This is a genomic window from Duganella guangzhouensis (assembly GCF_009674535.1).
Lineage (GTDB): Bacteria > Pseudomonadota > Gammaproteobacteria > Burkholderiales > Burkholderiaceae_D > Rugamonas > Rugamonas guangzhouensis.
The window spans coordinates 339,552-363,794 of the sequence record NZ_WKJK01000003.1; the positions used below are offsets into that span (position 1 = coordinate 339,552).

The 24,243-nt window shown below is 61.4% G+C and carries 26 protein-coding genes; 14 read left to right on the top strand and 12 right to left on the bottom strand.

Annotated features, from left to right (window positions below):
- Nucleotides 1–12: 12 nt before the first annotated feature.
- Genes GJ699_RS07435 through GJ699_RS07455 form a run of 5 tightly spaced genes read right to left on the bottom strand, consistent with a single transcriptional unit; the run spans nt 13 to nt 5,946 of the window.
- A complete protein-coding gene (locus GJ699_RS07435) occupies nt 13–1,068 on the bottom strand; it encodes a sugar phosphate isomerase/epimerase family protein (RefSeq protein WP_154374651.1) in 1,056 nt (351 codons plus the stop codon).
- Nucleotides 1,069–1,078: 10 nt separating this feature from the next.
- Entirely contained in the window at nt 1,079–1,471 is a 393-nt protein-coding gene (locus GJ699_RS07440; RefSeq protein WP_154374653.1) for a C-glycoside deglycosidase beta subunit domain-containing protein, read from the bottom strand.
- Nucleotides 1,472–1,484: 13 nt separating this feature from the next.
- Nucleotides 1,485–2,474: a sugar phosphate isomerase/epimerase family protein gene (locus tag GJ699_RS07445; RefSeq protein ID WP_154374655.1), complete on the bottom strand. Its 990-nt coding sequence runs from the start codon at nt 2,472–2,474 to the stop codon at nt 1,485–1,487.
- Nucleotides 2,471–3,679 carry an MFS transporter gene (locus GJ699_RS07450; RefSeq protein ID WP_154374657.1) on the bottom strand — a complete coding sequence of 403 codons (1,209 nt, stop codon included), beginning with the start codon at nt 3,677–3,679 and terminating at the stop codon, nt 2,471–2,473. The genes GJ699_RS07445 and GJ699_RS07450 overlap by 4 nt, the downstream gene beginning before the upstream one ends.
- A 53-nt stretch (nt 3,680–3,732) precedes the next feature.
- Nucleotides 3,733–5,946: a TonB-dependent receptor gene (locus GJ699_RS07455; RefSeq protein WP_154374659.1), complete on the bottom strand. Its 2,214-nt coding sequence runs from the start codon at nt 5,944–5,946 to the stop codon at nt 3,733–3,735.
- 244 nt (nt 5,947–6,190) lie between these two features.
- Here GJ699_RS07455 and GJ699_RS07460 point away from each other — a divergent pair, with 244 nt between their 5' ends.
- The 8 genes from GJ699_RS07460 to GJ699_RS07490 all read left to right on the top strand — a co-directional run bounded on the left by GJ699_RS07460 (nt 6,191) and on the right by GJ699_RS07490 (nt 12,916).
- Nucleotides 6,191–7,195 (top strand): LacI family DNA-binding transcriptional regulator, encoded by a 1,005-nt coding sequence (locus tag GJ699_RS07460; RefSeq protein ID WP_154374661.1) that lies wholly within the window; start codon nt 6,191–6,193, stop codon nt 7,193–7,195.
- A 1-nt stretch (nt 7,196) separates the two neighbouring features.
- Nucleotides 7,197–8,615 carry an MFS transporter gene (locus GJ699_RS07465; RefSeq protein WP_154374663.1) on the top strand — a complete coding sequence of 473 codons (1,419 nt, stop codon included), beginning with the start codon at nt 7,197–7,199 and terminating at the stop codon, nt 8,613–8,615.
- Between the two features lie 10 nt (nt 8,616–8,625).
- Entirely contained in the window at nt 8,626–9,189 is a 564-nt protein-coding gene (locus tag GJ699_RS07470; protein ID WP_154374665.1) for a hypothetical protein, read from the top strand.
- 322 nt (nt 9,190–9,511) lie between these two features.
- Complete coding sequence (locus GJ699_RS07475) at nt 9,512–10,717, top strand: IS110 family RNA-guided transposase (RefSeq protein WP_154374667.1); 1,206 nt, start codon at nt 9,512–9,514, stop codon at nt 10,715–10,717.
- Nucleotides 10,718–10,762: 45 nt separating this feature from the next.
- Nucleotides 10,763–10,915 (top strand): FAD-binding protein, encoded by a 153-nt coding sequence (locus tag GJ699_RS34455; RefSeq protein WP_371867485.1) that lies wholly within the window; start codon nt 10,763–10,765, stop codon nt 10,913–10,915.
- 83 nt (nt 10,916–10,998) lie between these two features.
- Nucleotides 10,999–11,661 (top strand): c-type cytochrome, encoded by a 663-nt coding sequence (locus tag GJ699_RS34460; RefSeq protein ID WP_229261985.1) that lies wholly within the window; start codon nt 10,999–11,001, stop codon nt 11,659–11,661.
- Nucleotides 11,662–11,868: 207 nt separating this feature from the next.
- Nucleotides 11,869–12,258: a hypothetical protein gene (locus GJ699_RS07485; protein WP_154374669.1), complete on the top strand. Its 390-nt coding sequence runs from the start codon at nt 11,869–11,871 to the stop codon at nt 12,256–12,258.
- Between the two features lies 1 nt (nt 12,259).
- Entirely contained in the window at nt 12,260–12,916 is a 657-nt protein-coding gene (locus tag GJ699_RS07490) for a hypothetical protein (RefSeq protein ID WP_154374671.1), read from the top strand.
- A gap of 89 nt (nt 12,917–13,005) precedes the next feature.
- Here GJ699_RS07490 and GJ699_RS07495 read toward each other — a convergent pair whose 3' ends face one another.
- The 5 genes from GJ699_RS07495 to GJ699_RS07515 all read right to left on the bottom strand — a co-directional run bounded on the left by GJ699_RS07495 (nt 13,006) and on the right by GJ699_RS07515 (nt 16,621).
- The gene (locus GJ699_RS07495; protein WP_154374673.1) at nt 13,006–13,305 is read right to left on the bottom strand and encodes a c-type cytochrome; all 300 of its coding nucleotides are present in this window, start codon (nt 13,303–13,305) and stop codon (nt 13,006–13,008) included.
- Nucleotides 13,306–13,393: 88 nt separating this feature from the next.
- Nucleotides 13,394–14,044 carry a VTT domain-containing protein gene (locus GJ699_RS07500; protein ID WP_154374675.1) on the bottom strand — a complete coding sequence of 217 codons (651 nt, stop codon included), beginning with the start codon at nt 14,042–14,044 and terminating at the stop codon, nt 13,394–13,396.
- Between the two features lie 66 nt (nt 14,045–14,110).
- On the bottom strand, nt 14,111–15,313 hold the full coding sequence (pcaF, locus tag GJ699_RS07505; RefSeq protein ID WP_154374677.1) for a 3-oxoadipyl-CoA thiolase: 1,203 nt from the start codon (nt 15,311–15,313) through the stop codon (nt 14,111–14,113).
- A gap of 4 nt (nt 15,314–15,317) precedes the next feature.
- On the bottom strand, nt 15,318–15,959 hold the full coding sequence (locus GJ699_RS07510) for a CoA transferase subunit B (protein ID WP_154374679.1): 642 nt from the start codon (nt 15,957–15,959) through the stop codon (nt 15,318–15,320).
- Nucleotides 15,956–16,621 (bottom strand): 3-oxoacid CoA-transferase subunit A, encoded by a 666-nt coding sequence (locus GJ699_RS07515; protein ID WP_154374681.1) that lies wholly within the window; start codon nt 16,619–16,621, stop codon nt 15,956–15,958. The genes GJ699_RS07510 and GJ699_RS07515 overlap by 4 nt, the downstream gene beginning before the upstream one ends.
- 117 nt (nt 16,622–16,738) lie before the next feature.
- Here GJ699_RS07515 and GJ699_RS07520 point away from each other — a divergent pair, with 117 nt between their 5' ends.
- Together GJ699_RS07520 and GJ699_RS07525 are read left to right on the top strand one after the other, a co-directional pair.
- Nucleotides 16,739–17,557 (top strand): IclR family transcriptional regulator domain-containing protein, encoded by an 819-nt coding sequence (locus tag GJ699_RS07520; RefSeq protein WP_154374683.1) that lies wholly within the window; start codon nt 16,739–16,741, stop codon nt 17,555–17,557.
- A complete protein-coding gene (locus tag GJ699_RS07525) occupies nt 17,554–17,907 on the top strand; it encodes a cupin domain-containing protein (protein WP_154374685.1) in 354 nt (117 codons plus the stop codon). Before GJ699_RS07520 ends, GJ699_RS07525 begins: the two co-directional genes overlap by 4 nt.
- Here GJ699_RS07525 and GJ699_RS07530 read toward each other — a convergent pair.
- A complete protein-coding gene (locus GJ699_RS07530) occupies nt 17,904–19,442 on the bottom strand; it encodes a class I SAM-dependent methyltransferase (protein WP_195763484.1) in 1,539 nt (512 codons plus the stop codon). The two genes, GJ699_RS07525 and GJ699_RS07530, sit on opposite strands and share 4 nt — an antisense overlap.
- Nucleotides 19,443–19,553: 111 nt before the next feature.
- Here GJ699_RS07530 and GJ699_RS34125 point away from each other — a divergent pair, with 111 nt between their 5' ends.
- The 3 genes from GJ699_RS34125 to htpX all read left to right on the top strand — a co-directional run bounded on the left by GJ699_RS34125 (nt 19,554) and on the right by htpX (nt 22,455).
- Nucleotides 19,554–19,880 carry a hypothetical protein gene (locus tag GJ699_RS34125; RefSeq protein ID WP_195763485.1) on the top strand — a complete coding sequence of 109 codons (327 nt, stop codon included), beginning with the start codon at nt 19,554–19,556 and terminating at the stop codon, nt 19,878–19,880.
- 102 nt (nt 19,881–19,982) lie between these two features.
- On the top strand, nt 19,983–21,539 hold the full coding sequence (locus GJ699_RS07535; protein ID WP_154374689.1) for a TerC family protein: 1,557 nt from the start codon (nt 19,983–19,985) through the stop codon (nt 21,537–21,539).
- 43 nt (nt 21,540–21,582) lie between these two features.
- Nucleotides 21,583–22,455, top strand: coding sequence for a protease HtpX (htpX, locus tag GJ699_RS07540; RefSeq protein WP_154374691.1), 873 nt, complete (start codon nt 21,583–21,585; stop codon nt 22,453–22,455).
- A gap of 45 nt (nt 22,456–22,500) precedes the next feature.
- On the opposite strand, the gene GJ699_RS07545 is transcribed toward htpX, so the two are convergent.
- Entirely contained in the window at nt 22,501–22,740 is a 240-nt protein-coding gene (locus tag GJ699_RS07545; protein WP_154374693.1) for a hypothetical protein, read from the bottom strand.
- Between the two features lie 66 nt (nt 22,741–22,806).
- On the opposite strand from GJ699_RS07545, the gene GJ699_RS07550 reads away from it, so the two are divergent.
- The gene (locus GJ699_RS07550; RefSeq protein WP_154374696.1) at nt 22,807–24,207 is read left to right on the top strand and encodes an aminotransferase-like domain-containing protein; all 1,401 of its coding nucleotides are present in this window, start codon (nt 22,807–22,809) and stop codon (nt 24,205–24,207) included.
- Nucleotides 24,208–24,243: the final 36 nt, after the last annotated feature.

A 24,243-nucleotide genomic window follows, 5' to 3' on the forward strand; every position in this document is an offset into this window, starting at 1 on the left:
CTGTCTCCTTGTTTATATGCCCAGCATGCGCTGGATCTGCTGGGGATCGCGCGCGCCCCCGGCAAAGTCGTCAAATGCTTTTTCCGTCACCCGGATGATGTGATCGCGGATAAATGGCGCGCCCTCGGCCGCGCCCTGCTCTGGATGCTTCAGGCAGCACTCCCATTCCAGCACCGCCCAGCCTTTAAAGCCATACTGGGCGAACTTGGAAAAGATCGCGCGGAAGTCGATCTGGCCGTCGCCCAGCGAGCGGAAACGGCCGGCGCGCTGCAACCATGGCTGGTAGCCTGAATATACGCCCTGCTTGCCGGTCGGACGGAACTCGGCATCCTTCACGTGCATCACCTTGATGCGTTCGTGATAGATGTCGATGAACTCCAGGTAGTCCAGCTGCTGCAGCAGGAAGTGCGACGGATCGTAAGCGATCGCCAAACGCGGATGATGGTTGACGCGCTCCAGCAGCATGTCGAAGGTGGCACCATCGAACAGGTCTTCGCCCGGATGCAGCTCGAAGGCGACATCAACGCCCACTTCGTCGTAGGCGTTCAGGATCGGCAGCCAGCGCTTGGCCAGTTCGTCGAACGCCGCTTCCACCAGGCCCGCTGGCCGCTGCGGCCACGGATACAGAAACGGCCAGGCCAGCGCACCGGGAAAGCTGATGCTGGCGTCCAGGCCCAGATTGCGCGACGCCTTGGCGGCCAACAGCATCTGCTCCACCGCCCACTGCTGGCGCTCGGCCGGCCGGCCGCGCAGCGCTTCCGGCGCGAACACATCGAACGCCTCGTCGTACACCGGATGCACAGCGACCAACTGGCCCTGCAAATGGGTACTCAACTCCGTGATCTCGACGCCGTTGGCGCGCGCCACGCCGGCCAGCTCGTCGCAATAGGTTTTGCTCTCGGCCGCCAGCTTCAGGTCAAACAGGCGACCGTCATTGGAGGGCAGTTGCACGCCGCGATAGCCGAGCGAACCGGCCCAGCGCGTGATCGCGTCCCACGAATTGAACGGCGCCTGGTCGCCGGCAAACTGCGCCAGGAAAATGGCCGGTCCTTTGATGGTACTGGTCATTTGTAGCTCCTTATTCAGCCAGTGCTTCCTGGCGGGTGCAGGTGGTTACCGAACTCCATGGCAGATACGAGATGCGCAGTTGCACCGCGACGCTGACCTGATGCTGGCCGGTCGACAGGCCGCCTGGATGCGCCACCAGAATATCCGCCACTTCGCCAAATTCCCAGCGTTCGGTGGTGGCTTCTTCCAGTTGGTCCAGCGACCAGGTTTTGCCACGCACGCTGAAGCGCACCTGCTCGCGCGCCACCTTGTTGCCGTCCACAGTCACCGCGACGTCTTCCACCACCGATAGCGGCTGGCCACGATAGTAAGGCAGGCGCGCGCCCAGACTGAAACCGGTGACGTTGCCACCTTCGGCGGTGTTGCGCAGACTGGCGGGATAGATGATGTGTTGATCGTACATGTGCAGTCCTTCCTTAGACTTCGCCCAGCAGGCGCTTGAACATTTCGTGCTGGCGGCGAACCTGCTCGCGGCCATCCACCTCAAAAGCGTCCTCGATGTGGCGCTGACCTTCGTATTCGCTCGACAAGTGACCGGTGTAGCCGCCTTCGATCAGCACCGGGATGATCTCCTCATACGGAATCGCCGGCTCCTTGCCGCTGTCATCAATCTCGTAGAACTTGGCGTGGATGTGGAAGATCCATGGCATGAACTCCAGCATGCGACGTGGATTGCTCCAGATGTTGTGCCGTGTGGTCTCGGCCATCTGCAGGTCGACCGGATTGGCGCCCATCTTGCGGATGTCCATCAGCAGGTAATCCGTCAGCACGCGCGCGGCGTGCGCTTCCAGGATGAAGTCGACGATGGCGGGCGTCGCGCCCAGACGCAGGAAACGGTCGCGGAACACACGCGGATAATTTTTGGTGTACATGCCCATGTCCGGGATGTAGCCCACGTGATCCGAGCCGGTGGCGCGGGTCAGTTCCGTGTAACGCAAAATCCATGGATGATCGAAGTGGAACGGCGAGTGCACCTCGATACCCATGCGGATATCCAGCTTCTCGGCCAGCGGCACGCAGGCCACCACCACTTCCGGCGGCGTGTTGACGATGATGCGCATGGTCTTGCAACCCAGCTTGTGGGCGAAATGCAGGTCGCGCTGCATCGACGCCACCATCTCGTCGAAACTCAGCTTGCGGTGCTTGTACAGCTTCGTGTCCAGGAACATGTCGTGGCACTGGGCGTAGGCGCCGTGGCGCTCCAGCGATGCGAACCAGCCGTCGATCTGCGCCTGCGGCACCTCGGGAAAGCTGGTGAAGGACTGCTCGGCCAGCACTTCGATGCCCTTGGCCCCCAGGCCGGCGGCGTGGGCGATGCAGTCGTCCAGCGTCATTTTGCGCAGGAAGGTCTCGTACTGGTAGCTGTACAGCGAGACGCCGCGTTTGATCTGATGCGTTGCTTTCATTTGTTACCTTGTTGGGAAAGAATCAGGGACGGTTGGCTGCGGTCGCGGGTCAGGAAGACCACCAATGCGCACACGCCGGAGATAACGCCAAATACCAGGAAGGCGCTTTGCAGATTGCCGGTCCAGCCACGCACCGCGTTGACAAACGCTGGTGACAGGAACTGCGCCGCGAAAAAGGCACTGGCCCACCAGCCCATGCCACGGCCACGATGTTCGAACGAGAATTTGCTTTGTGCCCAGGCGATCAGCGCCGGTACGATGATGCCGTTGGCCAGCTGCTGCAGGAAGGCGAAGGCCAGCGCCACCTTGTAGTCCGGCGCCATGCCGATGCCGCCCAAACCGAAGCAGTACAGCAGGAACACAACACCCATCTGGGTACGCGCACCGTAGCGGGTAGTCAGCTTGAACAGGATGGACCCGGCCGGCACACCCAGGCTTGGAATCGCCATCACCAGGCCGATCGACTTCGGATCGGCGACGCCCAGATCTTTCAGCAGCACCGAGAAGTGAATCACCTGCACGAAGTAGATCACCGACAGCACGATGGTTACCGCACACATCGACACCGCCACCATGTACGGGAATGGTGAACTGACGCTGGCCGTTTGCGACTTGGCGCGCGGCTGCGGCTCGAACAGATAGACGATGCTGGCCAGCAGAATCGGCACCGCGATCAGGTACACCGCGAACGGCCATTGCCAGCCCTGCGCCGCCAGGAAGCCCGAGCAGGCAATGGTGATGGAACCGAGAATGGAACCGGTCAGACCCTGGATCATCAGCCAGCGATGACACACCTTCTCTTCGAAGTAATCGGCCAGCAACGTGTTGGAGACCGTCAGCACCGCCGCCTCACCGATACCGATGACGATACGGCCGGCCACCACCGCCCAGAAATTATCGATGAAGAACGGGATAAAACCACCGATGCCGTACACGCCCATCGCCCACAGCAGCAGGTTGCGTCGGCCGAAGCGGTCGGTGATGACGCCGGCGGCCGGCGCGAACAGCGCGATACAGGCGCTGGGCGCGGTAATCAGCAGCGGCACCATCAGCTGCGCATTCGGCATATCCTTGAAGTGCGCGAGCAGCGTCGGCAAAGTCGGCGCCAGGGCCACAATGGCCATCACCGGCAGAAAGCCGGCCAGCACCAGGATGGCGCCCTGCCGCCAGTCAGCCTGGCGCCCTGTGTTTGCGTGTGTGGACACATCAACTCCTTTCGAGAGACAAAGCGGCGGCGTGAATGCCGCCGCGTGGTGAATCAGAAGCTATACGAAGTACGGATGCCGTAAGTGCGCGGATCGCCAACGAAGAAGGTGCCAGGCACGCGGCTCTCGATGGTGATCTCGTTTTCCAGGTTCTTGGCATACAGCTGCACCCGCACTTTGCCGCTCTGCGAGGTGTAGCCCAGCGAAACTTCGGACTTGTGGAACGAAGGCTGCTGGTAACGGATGCCGGCCGACGGGTCGCTGATGTAGTACGACGCGGAGAAGCGCGTCTGCGCAGTGGCGGACAGCTCGGCGCCGCCTGGCAGCGTGTAGCGGTGGGTGTAGGCCAGGCCCAGCGTATGTTCAGGCGCGCGATCCAGGCTGTCGCCGGACCAGTCGTCAGTGGCGTTCGGGTGATAGGACTTGAACTTGGCCTTGGTCAGGGCAACGTTGGCACGCAGCGTGCCGTTCTCGCCCACCAGCAGCGTGCTTTCCAGTTCCGCGCCATCCACCTTGGCGTTGGCGGCATTGGTGGTCTGCGAACCGCAGGTGGTCACATCGGCGCTGCGGCAGACGATGGAGGTCAGCTGCAGATCCTTGTAATCGTAATGGAAGTAGTTACCGGTGACTTGCAGCGTGTTGTCGAAGAAGCGGCCTTTGACGCCGGTCTCGAACGCGGTCAAATGCTCCGGCTTGTAGCTGCCGGCGGTAGCCTGATCGTTAAAGCCGCCGGCCTTGTAGCCGGTGGCCACACTGGCGTACAGCATGATCTTCTTGCTCAGGTCATGATCGACGCCCAGCTTCCAGCTGGTGTTGCTGAACTTGACGTGGTTGCTGTAGGCCGCCGAGCTGACGCCGCTGCCATCTTCCGACACGGTGCCGGCCAGCGGGTCGGTGCCGGTTTTCTCGTCGCGGGTAAAGCGCAGGCCGACCGTCACACGGGTGTCGTCACGCACCGCGTAGGTGGCCTGGCCGAACACCGCCTTCGATTTGTTGGTGATGTAGGGACGATACGGCACCAGCACATTAAACGAACCGAATGGCGCGGTGATGTAGGTGGTGTAGTCGGTGTAGCGGTCGATCCATTCGGTGAAGTAGTAGGCGCCGGCCACCCAGCGCAGCGGGCCGTTGGTGGTGGAGTTCAGGCGCAGCTCGTGCGAGGTGGATTGCGACGAACCGCTGATCAGGCCAGTCAGCGGGAAACCGAAGTAGATACCGTTCTGCAGTTCATCCAGCTCGGTCTTCAGGCGCGCCACCTGGTAACTCAGGCCGACGCTATCGCCCAGAGAGGTTTTGAATTCAGCGCGCAGGCTGTCGGCCTTGTTGTTGCGGTGGCCGTTGGTGCCGATGAAGCGCTGCGAGGTGGTCAGCTGCTCGGTGGCGCCTCGATCCACATACACCGGATTCGAGATGTTGTTGCCGGTGCCGGCCGGCGAGAACGCCAGCGTATCGACCGCTGTGCCGTTGAAGAAGTTGGAGATCGGGACCGGTGTCGAACCACCGCCTTTGACGCGGCTGGTCTCGGCGGTCAGCAGCAAACTGGTGTCCTTGCTGAAGGTACCCAGCAAGTGGATACGGCCGGCGCGATCGTCCTGGCTTTCCAGCGGAATGTCGGTGTTCGGGCCAGGATTCAGATAGCTGTCATGACGGTTGCCCGATACGGCGGCGCGCAATCCCCACATGGCGTTGATCGGGATGTTGACCATGCCCTCGACGCGCTTGGTGTTGTAGTTACCCAGCTCCACACTCACTTTGCCGCCCAGTTGCTTCTCCGGTTTGGCGGTGATGATGTTCAACGCGCCGGCGGTGGCGTTACGTCCATACAGCGTGCCTTGCGGGCCGCGCAGCACTTCGATGCGGTCCAGGTCAAAGAAGGCGCTACCCTGCGCTTCCGGGCGGGCGATATAGGCACCGTCCACGTTGAAGGCTGCCGAAGGATCGCCCTTCTCCGTCATATCCAGGCTGACCACGCCGCGAATCGCGATCTGCAGCTTGCCGCTTTCCTGGCCGATCTGCACATTCGGCACCATGTCGGCCAGTGCGCGCGGTTCGGTGATGCCAGCTTCTTTCAAATCTTCGCCACCCAGAACGGACAGCGCCAGCGGAGTTTTACTGGCCGGTTGCGCGACCTTCTGCGCAGTGACCACCACTTCCTGAATGCCCGTCTGCTTGGTGGTGTCGGCGGTTTGCGCCATCGCGAGGCCGGTGGTGAAGATGCCGGCGGCGGCCAGGGCGCGATTGAGCCGCGAGAGTCTCATATAGTGCATACGTCTGTCTCCTTCGTGCGGTCTTAAGCCACATCGATTTAGGGGGTTGGGAAAAGTACGACAAATTCATGATAGTCGCTTTCCCACGTTTACCTCCAGCGTTAAGTATCTGTTTCATCTCCATAATATGAATACTTGATATCCATAATCTCAATACAGGAGTACACCTTTTAACGCTTTTTTACAGTATATTAGGAAAGCGCTTTCCCAACAATGAACCCAATTTATCAGTAAACTACCCGCCATGTCTATCAACACTTCCAAAGCGGCTTCCATTTCCGAAGTTGCGGCCCATGCCGGTGTCTCCATCGCCACAGTGTCGCGCGTGCTCAACTCCACCAAACCGGTGAACGCGGATACTCGCGAACGGGTGGAGACCGCCGTCGCCGCGCTGGGCTACCGCACCAACGCGCTGGCGCGCAGCCTGACGCGCGGCGAAAGCAAACTACTGCTACTGCTGGTGCCGGACTTCGCCAATCCGTTTTATTCGGAGATCATCAAGGGCGTGGAATCGGTGATCCGCAAGGCCGGCTACAGCCTGGTGCTGGGCGGCGCGCCGGACACGCTGTCGCGCGACAGCCAGGCGCTGGACACTTTATATAACCGCCTGGCCGATGGCGTCATCAGCCTGGCGCACTACCACGACCTGCAACCGCTGCTGCGCGAAATGCCTGGGCTGCCGTGGGTGTCGTGCTCGGAGTTCATTCCCGACAGCGATGTGCCGCACGCCAGCATCGATCACCAGCAGGCGGCGGTGGACGCGGTGCAGTATCTGATTAACCGTGGCCACGAACGCATCGCCCTGCTCAGCGCCGACGAGAATTATTTGTGGGCGCGCCAGCGTCACCTTGGTTATGAGGTGGCGATGCAGCGCGCTGGCATCGCGATTGATCCGCAGTTGGTGCGGATCGCGCGCGGTACTGATTATGTGTTCGGCATGGAGGCCGCCGGCGCGCTGCTGGCGCAGAAGAACGCGCCGACCGCGCTGTTTGCGGTATCGGACACGCTGGCCATCGGCGCCATCAAAGCCTTCCGCCGCGCCGGTTTGCGGGTGCCGGAAGATATCGCGGTGGTCGGCTTCGACAACGTGCCGCTATCGCAGGTGTTTGAGCCGGCGCTGACCACCATCGCACAGCCAATGCACGAACTAGGTGCGGCGGCCGCGCAACTCTTATTGGAACGCCTGGCCGGCGGCACGCCGACCTCGCGCACCTTGCAGCATACGCTGGTCGTTCGCGAGTCGGCCTGAGATGCAGCCGACCCAAATTGAAGCGGAAGGCTCTGCTTTCCAGGCTGCTGCCGCCTATACGCCGCGCCGTCGCACCGCCGCCCTGATCGCGGTGGCGCTGGCGTTTGTGATGGATCTGGTGGACACCACCATCGTCAACGTCGCCCTGCCCTCGATTGACAACGATCTGGGTGCGGGACCGGCGGCGCTGGAGTGGATTGTGGCCGGCTACGCGATTGCGTTCTCGGTGCTGCTGATCGTCGGCGGCCGGCTGGGCGACAGCCAGGGCTACAAGCGCATGTTCCTGCTCGGGATCGTGCTGTTCACCGCCGCCTCGCTGTGCTGCGGCGCCGCCACCAGCATGCACATGCTGGATATTGGCCGCCTGCTGCAAGGAGCCAGCGCGGCGCTGATGGTGCCGCAGGTGATGGCGTTGGTGCAGGTGATGTATCCGCCCGAGCAGCGCCACAAAGTGTATGCGACCTTCGGTTTCCTCGGCGGCTTCTCGGCCGCGCTGGGACCGATCATTGGTGGCCTGCTGATCGAGGCTAACTGGTTTGATCTGGGCTGGCGTCTGGCCTTCCTGATCAATCTGCCGATTGGGTTGATTAGCGTGGTGGCTGGCGCGTTGATGCTGCCGGCCGGGCGCAGCGTGCATCCGGTGCGCGTGGATTGGGGCGGCACACTGCTGACCATCGCGGTGGCGCTGGCGATTCTGCTGCCGCTGATCGAAGGTCCGAGCCTGCATTGGCCATGGTGGAGCGTGGCCGCGCTGCTGGCGGCGGCGCCGCTGGCGTGGCTGACCGCTCGCTATCTGGTCTGGCGCGATCGCAAGCATGACGATGCGCTGGTGCGTCCTGCATTGCTGCGACAGCGTCGCGTGGCGCTTGGGTTGCTGTGCTGCCTGTGCATCAATCCGATTATTCCAGGCTATCTGCTGGTGATGACGCTGGTGCTGCAAGGCGGGTACGGTTTATCGGCGTCACAGATGGCGTATGCCTGCGCGCCGATTGCGCTGGGTGCGATGCTGGGCATCAGTCTGCTCGGGCCACGTTTGCACAAGCGGCTGGGCGTGCGCGCCGTGATTCCGGGCGTGCTGGCGCAGATGATCGGTCTGTGCGTGCTTGGCTGGACTGTCAATCAGGCCGCGCTGCCGCAGTGGGCGTTGATTGTGGGGCAGCTGTGCATGGGTCTCGGGCTGGGGTTGAGCGGGCCGCCGCTGTCCAACGTCACCTTGCAGGATGTGCCGCTGCGCGATGCCGGCGTCGCATCCGGGCTGTTGACGGCGGTGCAGCAGATGGCCGGCGCGCTGGGCGTGGCGCTGGGCGGGTTGTTGTACTTCCATGGCGGCGGCAACGCGGGCGTGCAGTTTCTGCATACGCTGCCGCTGTTTCTTGGACTGCTGGGCTGCGGCTTGCTGGTCTTGAAGCGCATAGATTGAGGAGGTCAGCATGACGATCTCCTTATCCCGCCGTCGCGCCGCGCAGTGGTTGCTGGCCACGCCGCCGTTGGCGCAGTTTGTCGTCGGTACATCCGCGTTTGCGGCGCCCTCCACGCCAGGGGCAGTGGCGCGCGCGTGGCCCGCTGCGGAGACCGGGGCTGGCGCGGCGACAGGGTCCGCGCCGGGGCAGATCACGGCATCTCCCCGCTCCAGCCAGCACTTATTCTTGTACGACGCTCGGCAAGCGCCAGCGCTGACCATCGCGCAAGCGGTACTACACGCCGGCACACCCACGCTGCCAATCGATGGCGACGTCGGCACCCTTTGGCGACAATATCTGCGCAGCTTCTGGCGCGCCGAAAACGCCATCCTGGCCAGCATCACCGGTACCGACACCCTGTTCTGCCTCGATCTGCTGGCGCGCGATGCAGGCAGGCGCTTGTGCTATCAGGCACCGCTGGGCGAGAGCGATCTGGCCGCGCTGTGGGCGCCGGAGACGCAACTGGAAGCCGCGCGCCACGCACCGCTGGCCTCCACACAAGCCGGCCTGCACGCCCGGCTAATAACAACTTGAGACGAGGGGACTAGCATGCCACCTCCCGGCGCCAATGTCATCTACCCTGTCTCGACTGGCAAAAATCTCGGCTACGGCGGCAGCGCCCCCGTTACTATATACAGACCTTGATCCTCAAGGTTTTGGCCAGCCAAGTTCGGCATGATTGTTGCCCCCCAGTCGCCCATGATCCGGGGGGTGTTGTCACCGAACTTGGTGGGTGGCTGGTGATCGCTGATAGGGACTTGGTCCAGAGGACATTCTGAGGCCATCCGTAACGTGGATGCCGAGACCTGCTACCGCAAGCCGTTGGCCATTAGAACCTCTTGTAGCGGGAGGTCGCATGGACGCGATTGAACATTACGATGCTGTAGATGTCTTTATTGGCGTTGACGTCGGCAAGGGCGAACACCATGCCGTTGCACTTAGCAGAGCTGGTAAACGCTTGTTCGATAAGACCCTTCCGAATGACGAAACGAGACTGCGCGCACTAATTTGCAGCCTCAAGGAACATGGCAAACTACTGCTGGTTGTTGACCAGCCATCCACCATTGGTGCGCTGCCGGTGACCGTCGCCAGAGCTGAAGGCATTCTGGTGGCCTACCTCCCCGGCCTTGCCATGCGCCGAATTGCGGATCTGCACGTTGGCGAAGCCAAGACCGATGCACGAGATGCCGCCATCATCGCGGAAGCGGCACGCTCAATACCGCATGCGCTGCGCTCACTTCGTCTCGACGATGAGCAGCTGGCGGAGCTAACTATGCTCTGTGGTTTTGACGATGATCTGGCAGACCATATTACCCAGACAAGTAACCGAATTCGCGGACTTCTGACACAAATTCATCCAGCGCTGGAGCGCGTTCTTGGCCCGCGACTTGATCACCCGGCTGTGCTGGATCTGCTGCAACGACATCCTTCACCGGCTAGCCTTGCCGCCACCAGCGAAAAGAGCCTTGCGAACAAACTCAGCAAGCTTGCACCGCGAATGGGAAAAGGCTTGGCCCATGAAATTTTTCTGGCTCTTTCCGAGCAGACGGTGGTTGTGCCAGGAACAAACGCCGCCACAATTGTCTTGCCGCGCCTGGCGCACCAGCTCGCGGCATTACGCGGTCAGCGCGGTGAAGTCGCACAAGAGGTTGAACGACTGGTGCAAGCACACCCTCTTTACTCAGTCCTGACCAGCATGCCTGGAGTCGGCGTCAGGACAGCTGCCCGACTCCTTACAGAGGTCGCCGCAAAAGCGTTTTCCTCTGCTGCTCATCTTGCGGCTTATGCTGGGCTGGCGCCAGTTACCCGTAGATCCGGCTCATCGATTCGAGGTGAACACCCATCACGACGAGGAAATAAGGTACTCAAGCGAGCGTTGTTCTTATCCGCCTTTGCGGCGCTACGAGACCCGATATCGCGGGCTTACTATGCCCGAAAGATCAGCCAAGGCAAACGGCACAACCAAGCGCTGATCGCGCTCGCTAGGCGTCGCTGCGATGTCATGTACGCCATGATGCGGGACGGGACGCTTTATTGCCCCGCGCCACTGGTCAACGCTTGACGAAGGACATAGGGACACCCCCCACACAATCTACGCGGCAGCGTGGTGCTGGACCTGAAGCGCCTCAAACGCGTGAGTCAAGTCGACGATAAGCGTCACTTCTGCATCGTCGAACCGGGCGTCAGCTATTTCGATTTGTACGAATATATCCAGCAGCATCAGCTCAAAGTGTGGGTCGACGGTCCCGGCCCGGTTTAGGGTAACCAGAACGGCAATGCGCTGAACCCCGGCCTGGGCGACACCTGGGGCCACTACCGCAATCACTTCCCAGTCACTGCGGCATGAAGGTGGTGCTGGCCGACGGCACGCTGGTCCGCACCGGCATGGGCGCCCAGCCCGGTGCAGAAACCTGGGCCGAATATCCATACGGCTTCGGTCCCACTGTCGACGGCCTGTTCGCGCAGGGGAATTTCGGTGATCGCGCTCACGCCTGCATACTGGTGTTTCTGATTTCGCGCAGCGACGTTGAAGGTAACCGCAAGATCCGCAACGCGTTTAAACATCTGATCAAGGTCGTCACCGAAAACGGCTGGGGCGAATACCGCAGCCGCCGATGTTCCAGGACGCCGTGCGCGCCACCTACAGCTACAACAGCCGCATTGACCACCCTGGCCGCGACGCTCACTGGCGCCACGTTCGCCGTCGTGAAAGACACAGCACCAGCCAGCCGCGCCGCGCTGTTCGCCAAGCACTGCCTGTCCTGCCACGCCGCCGGGCCGGGACACCCCGGCACCATGGCGCTGGCGATCAAATACAAAGACACGGAGCAGCCTGCGGTGCTACAGGAACGCAAAGACCCGTCGTCAGAACTGGTGAAGGTGTTTGTACGATACGGCGCCAGCGCCATGCCCTTCTTCCGCAGAACGGAAATCAGAGACGATGAACTGCTACAGATCAAGGGCTATATGCAGCCACGAGAACCGAATGTTCGCCCGGAACCGTGAAAGAGCTGTCCCCGCCGCCTAGTTTGATCAATCTCAAGGATTTGTGAACTATCTCACGGTGAAAAAGGGGCACTAGAGTACCATCAGATCAACTGCCTGTTGGTGTTGTGCAATAGCGAAATTAGATAACAAATCTCCAATTCCGACCTTGCTTCAATGCCATTGCATGCTATTCTTGAATGCATAATTGGCACCACAAGTTAAATAATGAATAAGAATGAGTTGACGCTAGAGACACTCAAGATTTCGGCAGACAAGTACAAGGTAACCCTAAATTTCCTTACATCTGCTTTCAAGCTTATCGCTCTAGTCGCCATAATTTATATTATTATGGAAGGCTTACGGGAGATTGCTGGAGCAAATCCTGCGGCTATCAAAGCACTGGCAGGATTGGTGAAAGAGTTGAAGATTAGCACCATTACGGGCTATGTTCTCGCTGCCTTTTGCGGTAGCGGTTGGTACATGGAGCGAAAAGGCAAAAAGCGACTGCTTCGCAAGAAGGCAGCGGAGCGGCACAGGCTGGAACAGAATGACCCGTACAACCCTGCATGTGGACTGACTCCGACTGGCGACACGCCAACATCTGAGGGAAATTAAAATGGATCTTGTTCTGAGCGGCATCGGTTTACTATTAATACTTCCTGTATGGCGCTATATCGTCAAGCGCTCGTTGCTAGATACCCACCGCGACAAATTGTTTGATCTGCGTGACGAGCTGCGCGACAAATTTCATGCTTCAGGGTGGGACATGGGCGGCCCTGTGTATAAGCAGCTTCGAGATCTTCTCAACGGCTACCTTCGCTATACGGAAAGTTTTCAATTCATCGAGTTCATCGTCATCGAGACGGGAATACAGCGCAATCCAGAGCTCCAAGCTGAAATGAAGGCTCGATTCGAGAAGGTTTTTGCTGGTATGGATGAAGAGCAGCGTCACTTTGCCATTGGTCTGCGTAAGGAAGCCCGACGCGTAATGATGAGCCATATGATACTGAGCTCTTTCCCGCTGGCATTAATAACAGCAGTGCTCTTCCCGTTTGTGGCGCTGTACATGGTTTTGCGTGCGTCGATGGAAAGTATTTCATCTACCGGCTTATCATTTTCTCGCTCTGCACGTGAGCTGAGAGAGCTCGTGGCAGCATTCGCTAAATTGGTCGTTGCGAGAATCGCGAAGGCTTTTCTGGTGGAGGATCTCGTTGAGGAGTACTCCTACAGGCAGGCTCATCTGGCAAGTAATAACAGCAGCCGTCAATCATAATTGCCGCGTTTGGAAAAACTCGCGGCCCTATGTTGAAGAAGCATATTGTACGCACTGCAATGGCTCGACCACCAGCGTGCGGCCTCATTTTATTTTAAACTCAACACCCACTTCGCCAGCGTCGCCGCTTCCGCTTCGCTGACCTGCGGATTCGGTGGCATCGGGATCGCTCCCCACACGCCGGAGCCGCCCTTCTGAATCTTCAGCGCCAGCTTCTTGTCCGCACCCTTCTCGGCCGCATACTTCGCAGCGATATCCTTGAACGCCGGGCCAACCAGCTTGCTCGACACCGCATGGCATGCCGTGCAGTTTTTGGCCTTGGCCAGATCCGGATTGGCTTGCGCGTTCACGGCCAACAGCGCCAGCGCGGCTAACATCATGCTCCTCATTGCGACTCCTTGTTATTCAAATCTGCGAAGCGAGAATGTTAAGCAGCGGACGCGTCTCTGTAAAATTGTTTATATCGATTGCGTCTATTCAGCGCGTGGATGCGGCACTACGAGCGCGCAGCCAAGCCACCACGCCAGGCATGATCGACAACACCACAATCGCCATCACCACCGCCGTCAGATTCTTGCTGATCCACGGGATGTTCCCAAACAGGTAACCGGCTGCCAGCAGACTGCCGATCCAGATGAAAGCACCAGTGACGTTATAGCCGAGGAAAACGCGACGCGGCATAGCACCCAACGCGGCTACGAACGGCGCCAGCGTGCGCACAATCGGCACAAAGCGCGCCAGGATGATGGTCTTGCCGCCATGCTTATCGAAGAACGCCTGCGTGTGCCGCAGATGCTCGGGTTTGACGAAGGGGATGCGGCTGGTATCCAGCGCCCTGTTCTTGAACCACGCGCCGATGCTGAAATTGAGCGCGTCACCGGCAACGGCGGCCACAAACAACAGCACAAATACGGTAACAGGGTCCAGCAAGCCTTTGGCGGCCAGCGCGCCGGCGATGAACAACAACGAGTCGCCAGGTAGGAACGGCATGATGACCACGCCGGTTTCAATAAAGATCACCAGGAACAGGATCAGATAGACCCAGTCGCCGTGGGTATCGATCAGCTGCATCAGGTGCGTGTCCAGGTGCAGGAACATGGCCACAAAGGTGGCCAGCAAATCTTCCATCGGAATCCCCTTAACCAAAATTGCTTATTTTAATAGCAAAATGATTAAGGGGTTATTAACGTGCGATTAAACGCGCTCGATAATCAGCGCAATGCCCTGACCGACGCCGATGCACATGGTGCACAGCGCATAGCGGCCGCCGGTACGATGCAGCTGATAGGTTGCGGTGGTGACCAGGCGCGCACCGCTCATGCCCAGCGGGTGGCCCAGTGCGATCGCCCCGCCGTTCGGATTCACGCGCGGATCGTTGTCCTGCAAGCCCAGTTCGCGCAGCACGGCCAGGCCTTGCGCCGCAAACGCTTCATTCAGCTCGATCAGGTCCATCTGGTCCAGCGTCAGGCCGGTCTGGCGCAGCAGCTTTTGCACTGCCGGCACCGGGCCGATGCCCATCACGCGCGGCGCCACGCCGGCCGTGGCCATGCCGACGATGCGCGCCAGCGGCTTCAGACCATGCTCTTTCGCCGCTTCGGCACTGGCGATCAGCACCGCGCAGGCGCCGTCGTTGATGCCGGAGGCGTTACCTGCAGTGACCGAACCATCGGCGCGAACCACGCCTTTCAGCTTGGCCAGCGCTTCGGTGGTGGTGGCACGTGGATGTTCATCCTGCGCGAACACCAGCGGATCGCCTTTTTTCTGCGGGATCGTCACCGGCACGATCTCCTGCTTGAAAGTGCCTTCGGCGATAGCAGCAGCAGTCTTGGTCTGGCTGGCCAGCGCGAACTTGTCCTGATCTTCGCGGCTGATCTTGAAATCGGTGGCGACGTTTTCCGCCGTTTCCGGCATGGTCTCGGTGCCGTAGACTTCCTTCAGCGCCTTGTTGACGAAGCGCCAGCCCATAGTGGTGTCTTCCAGCTTGGCGGCGCGCGAATACGCGCTGTCGGCCTTGCCCATGACGAACGGTGCGCGCGTCATCGATTCCACACCGCCCGCGATCATCAGACTGGCCTGGCCGGACTGGATGGCGCGGGCGGCATTGCCGATAGCGTCCATGCCCGAGCCGCACAGGCGGTTGATAGTGGTGCCGGGGACTTCCTGCGGCAGGCCGGCCAGCAGCAGGGACATGCGCGCCACGTTGCGGTTATCCTCGCCGGCCTGGTTGGCGCAGCCGTAGAACACGTCGTCGACCTGATCCCACTTCACACCGGGATTGCGCTCGACCAGCGCGCGCAGCGGCACCGCGCCCAGATCATCGGCACGCACGTCTTTCAAGGTGCCGCCGTAACGGCCGATCGGAGTGCGAATCGCGTCGCAGATAAATGCGTCAGTCATTCGATTATCCTTTCTTCAGCGGGGCCGCGGTGGCGGCCTGCAGTTCTTCGAAGCTCAGGCCGGGCGCCATTTCGCGCACCACCAGGCCGTCCTTGGTCACGTCCAGCACCGCCATGTCGGTGTAGATGCGGCTGACGCAAGTCATCGCGGTCAGCGGGTAGCTGCACGCTTCCACGATTTTGCTCTCGCCGGTCTTGGTCTGATGTTCCATCATCACGAACACCTGCTTGGCGCCCAGCGCCAGGTCCATCGCGCCGCCCACGGCCGGAATCGCGTCCGGTGCGCCGGTGTGCCAGTTGGCCAGGTCGCCCTTGGCCGAGACCTGGAACGCGCCCAGCACGCAGATGTCGAGGTGACCACCGCGCATCATCGCGAACGAATCGGCGTGGTGGAAGAAAGCGCCGCCGGTCAGCAGCGTCACCGGCTGCTTGCCGGCGTTGATCAGATCATCGTCCTCTTCGCCGGCGGCTGGCGCCGGGCCCATGCCCAGCAGGCCGTTCTCGCTGTGCAGGAATACTTCGCGGTCGGCCGGCAGGTAGTTGGCGACCTTGGTCGGCAAGCCGATGCCGAGGTTGACGTACGCGCCTTCCTGGATGTCCTGGGCGACGCGGGCGGCCATCTGGTCGCGGGTATAACGGTTAGTCATGCTGCCTCCTTCACGACGCGCTGGACAAAGATACCTGGGGTGACGATTACTTCCGGATCGAGCTCGCCCAGCGCCACCACCTGCTGCACTTGCGCGATGGTGGTTTTGGCGGCCATCGCCATGATCGGGCCGAAGTTGCGCGCGGTCTTGCGGTACACCAGATTGCCCCAGCGGTCGCCGCGCAGCGCCTTGATCAGCGCGAAGTCAGCGTGGATCGGCGATTCCAGCACATAGTGGCGGCCGTCGATGACGCGGGTTTCCTTGCCTTCGGCCAGTTGGGTGCCGTAGCCGGTTGGGGTGAAGAAGCCGCCGATGCCGGCGCCGGCGGCGCGGATGCGCTCAGCCAGATTGCCCTGCGGCGTCAGTTCCAGCTCGATTTCGCCGGCGCGGTACAGCGCGTCGAAATGATGCGAGTCGGCCTGGCGCGGGAACGAACAGATGATCTTGCGCACGCGCTTGGCTTTCAGCAGCGCCGCCAGACCGGTTTCGCCGTTGCCGGCGTTGTTGTTGACGATGGTCAGGTCGCGCGCGCCCTGGGCGATCAGCGCGTCGATCAACGCGGATGGCATGCCGGCGTTGCCGAAGCCGCCGATCATGACGGTGGCGCCGTCGTGGATATCAGCCACGGCGCGCTCCAGTGATTCAAAAGTCTTATCGATCATGTTTTTAACCTTTGTGTCTCGAAGTTGTGCGATAATCGAACATATGACTGATTACCGCACACCCAGTGTAGAACTCTAAACCCGCCGGGTCAAGGAAAAACACATTAAAATCACGCCATGCCTCTAACACAACCACCTCCGCGCAGCGACGAACCCTCCATTTCCGAGCAAATCGACGCGCTCACCGATCCGAGTTTCATGACTTCGCTGGCGCGCGGCCTGGCCGTGCTGCAGGCGTTCAGCGACGCGCGCAAGCCGCAGACCATCGCCAGCATCAGCCAGAAGACCGGCATCCCGCGCGCGGCGGTGCGGCGCTGCCTGCACACGCTGCGCGAGCTAGGCTACGTGGACGCGGAACTGAACAACTTCTCGCTGCGGCCGAAAGTGCTAACGCTAGGCTACTCCTATTTATCGTCGACGCCGCTGACGGTGTCGGCCCAGCCTTACCTGAACAGCATCAGCCGCCAGCTCAACGAATCGAGCTCGCTGGCGGTGCTGGACGATGGCGAAATCCTGTACGTGGCGCGCGCCGCCACCTCGCGCGTGATGTCGGTGGCGCTGAACACCGGCAGCCGGCTGCCGGCCTATTGCACCTCGCTGGGCCGGGTTCTGCTGGCGCACCTGCCGGCCGCCGAGCTGGAAGACTATCTGGCCCGCACCAAACTCAAGCCGATGACGCCGAAAACCGTGGCCGATCCGACCCGGCTGCGCGCCGTGCTGGCCGGCGTGCGCCAGGACGGCTACGCCATCAACGACGAGGAACTGGAAGTCGGCCTGCGCTCGGTCGCCGTGCCGGTGCGCGGCGCCTCCGGCATGGTGCACGCCGCGCTCAACGTCGGCGTCCAGGCCGCGCGCGTCAGCGTCGACCAGCTGCGCAAGGAAGTGCTGCCAGTCCTGCTGCGCGGCGCCCAGGAACTTTCGATCTTACTGCCATGATTACCGAATTCAAACGACAAACGCCACAGCCCGAATATGATCATCCGCGCGAGGAGCGCCGGCTCGATGGCAATCCGCTGCGCACTACCTGGAATCATTTCACCAATGACAGCGGCGAAGTTAGTGCGGGTATCTGGGCTTGCGAAAGAGGCAGTTGGCGCATCGCCTTCGCGCCTAACAAGGATGAGTATTTCTGTGTGCTGGAAGGACGCTGCCGCGTTATCGATGAACAGGGTTACGCGGCCGAGGCCGGACCGGGCGACGCGATGGTGATCCCGGCCGGCTTCAAGGGCGTGTTTGAGGTGGTGGAGCCGGTCCGCAAGCACTATGTCATCGTCGAACGCGGCTAAATAATGCCCAATTGACGCCACACCGGCAGTCTGTCGGCCAGGAACACCTCGGCCTGATGTTTCAGTTCCTGCAGATTGTCTTCCGGCGTCTGCAACACGGTGCCGTCGCGCTGCATGCGGCGACCGGTGGGTGACATGATTTCCCATGCGCGCAGTGCCAGGCTCATCGCGGTCTGTTGCTGCGGCTGGTCGACCAGGGCCAGATAGAACATCCGCTCCAGATAGGGCGCCGCCAGCCCGTTGCCCAGCAATGGCGCGCACAGGGCGGCGTAATCGTCGCCGTAGCGGGTCTGCGCCGCCAGCGCGCGGTTCAGGCGCGTCGCCGGATCATGGCCGCTACTGCCGGCCGGGAAATAGAACTCGGCCTGGTTGGACGCCGTCAGCAACGCCACAATCTGCGCCACGCTCTGCATGCTTTGCGACGCCAGCGGCGGCAGCTTGGCCAGTTCCGCCAGTGTGTGCGGCCGCGTTCCCAGCGCGTCCAGCACCGCGCCGTACAAGTCGGCATGGCCGGTCATCTCGCCGATGTGCAGTTTCATTTTTGTGCTGGCGCGGGCGCGCGGCACCGTCAGCACCGCCCCCACCTGCCCCAGCAGCTCGGTCTGCCGCAGCGTGCTGACGCGGGTGGCGCCGCGCACAAACACGTCCTTGCGGAAAGCGCTGTTGAGGAAGTAGTCTTTCAGCGTCTCGCGCATGTCGGGATCGGCCACCTGCTCCAGCAGCGCGCGCCGTTCTTCGCTCAGGTACAGCGGCGGGAAATTCATCGATAGCTCGGCCGAGCCGGCATAGCTCATCTTGGCCCGCGCCAGGTCGCGCGCCACGTCAGCGTGGTACAGCGGCTGCCAGTGCTTGTGCAGATATTCGTGCACCAGATAGTTGGGCGAGGCGTTGGCCAGTGAGGTCAACCGGGTTTTCAGCGCCGGATTCTGCGTCAGATAGGCCGCCTGCGCCTGCTCCAGCTGTTTGACGAATTCGGCGCCGGCCTTGAGCTGGGCGTCGTTGCGGCCGGGATGCAGGTCGGCGTGTTCGACCAGCAGCCGTTGCAGCGGCAAGGCCGCGGTCCAGCCGGGCATGGCGTTGTAGCTGACATAGACCAGGCCGCCCGGCTTCAGGTGGCGGTTGATGAAGTCGACGATGTGCTGGCGGTTTTCCGCCGTCACCCAGGTGTAGATGCCGTGCAGGGTGATGAAATCGAAATGCGGCAATTCGGTGGCGCCGCTGGCCAGCTCTTCGAAGCTGTTTTCCAGCAGCGTCAGATTGTGCAACTGGGCGGCGGCGGCCATGCGGGCGGCGCCTGCCACGTGGGCGGGATTGAAGTCGGCGGCGTAGAACTGCGCGTGCGGATTGCCGGCCGCCAGCAATTCCGCGGTCAGGCCACGGCCAAAGCCCAGCTCGCAATAACTGTAAGGCTGGCACAAATCCAGCGGCTCGCCGCCATTCAGCAGACAGACGAAATTAAGCCAGGCTGGGCTTTGTTCGCGGTAAAAGCCGGTGATGTATTCGATATCTGAAGCGTATCCTGCGGTCCAGTTCATCCAAATCCCCCAATCGATAGTTGAAGATTCGATAATAAATAGATAATACCGGACGTGGCGCGAGATTGGAATCGGTGTGGTAAAATCCGCCGCATGTCTCCTGCAAGTACCATGCGAAAGCTGATCCTCGCATTCTTCATCCTCTTGCTGCCGCTGTCTGCGGCCGCCGCAGTGAGCCTTTTCCCGTGCGAATCCCGCTCCCACACCGTGTCGACGCTGGACGCCGAGCACGACATCAACACGACCTGCCTGCAAGACTGCACCAGCTACAGCTGCGACGAGCTCGATGAGCCCTCCCCCAGCGATCATCATGATGTGGTCGATGGGCTGACGCTGGTCTCGCCCGCCACACCGCAAGGCACCTTGTCATTTGCGCCGCCGCGCGCCAGCCCGACTGGCGTCGATTACGCGCCTCTGAAGCCGCCTCCCACCCGCTAAGCGCCTCCGCTGCGGGCCCCCACCTTCGTCCTCGCGCGCGCCGCGCCGGAGGACATGCTGCGCCCGTTTCCCGAAAAAGTAACGCATCTCAAAAGGAAGCCCATGGAATGGCTACTTGACCCCACCATCTGGGTCGGCTTAATCACGTTGATTATCTTGGAAATGGTCCTGGGTATCGACAACCTCATCTTTATCGCCATCCTGGCGGAAAAGCTGCCGCCGCATCAGCGCGACAAGGCGCGCCTGCTGGGCCTGTCCCTGGCGATGGCGATGCGCCTCGGCTTGCTGACCATCGTGTCCTGGCTGGTCACACTCACCACACCGCTGTTCAGCGTTGGTCCGCTGGCGTTTTCCGGCCGCGACCTGATCCTGCTGGCCGGCGGCCTGTTCCTGCTGTTCAAGGCCACCGTCGAATTGCACGAGCGGCTGGAAGGCGTCATGCACACACAGGCGCAGTCGCCGGCCTACGCCAGCTTCTCGGCGGTGGTGGCGCAAATCGTGGTGCTGGACGCGGTGTTCTCGCTCGACGCCGTCATCACCGCCGTTGGCATGGTGGATCAACTCGGCGTGATGATGGCGGCGGTCATTGTGTCCATCGCCGTCATGATGCTGGCGTCGAAACCGCTGACGCGCTTTGTCAACGCTCATCCCACGGTAGTGGTGCTGTGCCTGAGCTTCCTGCTGATGATTGGCCTCAGCCTGGTCGCCGAAGGACTCGGCTTCCACATCCCGAAAGGCTATCTGTACGCGGCGATCGGCTTCTCGGTGTTGATTGAAACGCTGAACCAGTTCGCGCGCCGTAATTTCCTCCGCAGCGAAGCGCGCAAGCCGTTCCGCGAACGCACCGCGCACGCCGTGTTGCAGCTGCTGGGCAGCCACCGCCACGGCGTCGCACAACCCGAGCCGGCGCCGGCCGCAGGTCAAGACTTCGCCGCCGAAGAGCGCAATATGGTCAGCGGCGTGCTCACCCTGGCTGGCCGCTCGCTGCGTTCGGTGATGACGCCGCGCACCGATATCTCGTGGGTCGACCTCGATCATGACGCCGAGCGTCTGCTGCAGCAATTGCAGAGCACGCCCCACAGCCAGTTGCTGGTGTGCCGCGGCCATGCCGACAACCTGCTCGGCATCGCCCGCACCAAGGATTTGATCCGCGATCTGGCGCTGCATCGCCGTATCGACGCGTCGCTGAAAACCGGGCCGCTGCGCCAGCCGATCTTCCTGCCGGAGACGGCCGGCGTGCTGCGCGCCATCGAGATGCTGAAACGCGCCCATGGCCAGCTGATCCTCGTCGCCGATGAATACGGCGCCGTGCAGGGCTTGCTGACACCGGTCGATATTCTGGAAGCGATCGCCGGCGAGTTCCCGGACGAAGATGAGCAACCGAGCGTCGAACTGGTGGCCACCGGTCAGTGGCACGTCGACGGCGCCGCCGACCTGCATCACCTTGAACAGGTGCTGGAGACCAGCAGTCTGACCAGCGACAACGCCGACTACACCTCGCTGGCCGGCTTCCTGCTGGCGAATTTCGAAACCCTGCCAGCGCTGGGCGCCACGCTGGAACTGGACGGCCTTCGTTACGAAATCCTCGCGGTCGAGGACAGGCGCATCGCCAAGGTCCGGATCAGCCGCATCGTTTTAGAAACCGTGCCCGCGGATTGATCGCGCGGCGCTTATTGCAACACCCACTAAAAAAAGGAACAACATGAAACGCATCATCCTCTTCCTCGTCACCAACCTGGCGGTCATGCTCGTGCTGAGCGTCACCGCCAGCCTGCTGGGCGTAAATCGCTTCCTGACCGCGAACGGTCTCAACCTCGGCATGCTGCTGGCCTTCGCCGCGCTGATGGGCTTTGGCGGCGCCTTCATCTCGCTACTGATGTCCAAGCCTATCGCCAAGTGGTCGACCGGCGCCCAGGTCATCACCCAACCGCGCAACTCGACCGAACTATGGCTGATCAACACCGTCGCCGCCCAAGCGCAGCGGGCCGGCATCGGCATGCCCGAGGTCGCGGTCTATCCCGGCGAACCGAACGCCTTCGCCACTGGCGCCAGCAAGAACAGCTCACTGGTCGCCGTCTCCACCGGCCTGCTCGACGCGATGTCGAAAGAAGAAGTCGAAGCCGTGCTGGCGCACGAAGTGGCGCACATCGCGAATGGCGACATGGTCACGCTGACCTTGATTCAAGGCGTGGTCAACACCTTCGTCATCTTCCTGGCGCGGATCGTCGGCTATCTGGTCGACCAGATGCTGCGCAAGAACGATGAGGAACACAGCGGACCGGGCATCGGCTACATGATCACCGTGGTTATCTGCGAAATCCTGTTCGGTATTTTGGCCAGCGTCATCGTCGCCTACTTCTCGCGCCAGCGCGAGTTCCGCGCCGACCGTGGCGCCGCCCGCATTCTCGGCCGACCACAACCGATGATCGCGGCGCTGCGCCGTCTGGGCGGCGTGGCCGAAGGTGATCTGCCGAAGAATATGGCAGCGTCCGGCATCTCCGGCAAATCGGCGCTGGCCCTGTTCTCCAGCCATCCACCAATCGAAGCCCGCATCGCCGCGCTGCAGACGCAGTAAGCAATACATGGGCGGCCGTCAGCTTACGCGCTGCGGCCGACTATTTCATGGGTAGGTCAAATCCATGCCGAGCGTCCTGACCAGGACGAAGGTCACCAGCCCCACAGCCAGCAGCGCTAGCACGAAGAGTACGACCACCTTGGCGGCCGCGCGTAACACCGCGCGCCGCTCCTTCTCCCGCCCCTTCTTCCCTTGATCGTAATGCCACTTGATGGCGTAGAACATGCCCGTGCCAAGCACGAGAAACTTGAAGATAACGAACACTACAGGGATCCAGTCGATCATTTTGCGTATTTCCAGGCTATTAATAAGGCATACTACTTGAAAGCAATTTCCATACATTGAGACAAAATGTCCCAGTTGAAATCCATACAAGATGACAGTCTGCCGATCTGGTTGCCGCGTTTGGCCATGCACGGCGGGCCACGTTTTTTGCAGATTGCGGATGCCTTGCAGGCAGCGCTGGCCGACGGAGCGCTGAAACCGGGCGACCGTCTGCCGCCGCAGCGCCAGCTCGCAGCTCAGCTGGACGTCGACCTGACGACAATCACACGCGCCTACGACGAAGCCAAACGCCGCAACTTGCTGGAGGGACGCGGCGCGCGCGGCACTTACGTCGCGGCGCCAAAAGTCGAATTAAGCTCGATTCTTGATCTGAGCATGAATACCCCGCCACCGCCAGCCGGCGTGGACTTCGACGATATGTTGAAACAAGGTTTGTCGCAAGTATTGATGCGGGCAGATAGCGAATTGTTGATGACCTACCACCTGGCCGGCGGCAGCGACTCCGACCGTCAGGCCGGCGCCAAATGGCTGGAACCGATGTTTGGACGGCTGGATGCCCAACAGGTGGTGGTCTGCCCGGGAGCGCAAGCGGCGATCGCAGCCTTGATCCTGGCGCTGACGGCACCTGGCGATATCATCCTGGCCGAGCCAAGCAGTTATCCCGGCTTACGTGCCGCAGCGAGCCAATTCGGCCGGCGCCTGATTGCGGTAGAAGCTGACCAACACGGGATGCTGCCTGAAATGCTGGAACAAGCCTGCCGCCAGCACCAGCCTGCGCTGGTCTACCTCAATCCCACCTTGCAGAACCCAACCGCCACCACAATGCCAGAACGCCGGCGCAAGCAGCTCGCCAGCATCGCCAAGCGCTACAAGGTACGCATCATCGAGGACGATCCCTACTGGCTACTTGCCGACGCCCCGCCGCCACCGATTGCCACCTTGGCGCCGGAACAGGTGTACTACATCTCAACCCTGTCGAAATGCCTGACACCGGGCTTGCGCGTCGCCTTCGTGCTGATACGCGACCTTCAGGAACGCGAGCGTTTCCTGGTCGCGCTGAGATCATTTGCGCTGATGGTCGCGCCGCTGACGGCCGCCCTGGCCACGCAGTGGATACTCGATGGTTCGGCGGCCGGCTTGATGGGAGGCGTCCGCAACGAGGCGCGGCTGCGCCATCGCATGGCGCGGGATATTCTCGCTGGGCGCTACAGCGGCGCCGGAGACGGTCTGCATATCTGGCTCGAATTGCCGGCGTACTGGAACTCCTCGCAGCTTGCGCGTGCCGCTGACAGCGAGGGCATCGCGGTCACGCCTGCGGAGGCATTCGCAACTGCCAACGACTCCGTGAATGCGATTCGAATCTGTTTGGGGAGCATAAAGGACCGTGCCCGATTACAAGCGGGTCTGCAACGGCTTTCTCATCTGCTTGCGCGACGACCCGAGTCGTTCAGCGCTGCAGTGGTTTAATTGGTAGTAGCCTGCTATATGGTAAAAAGGAATTTA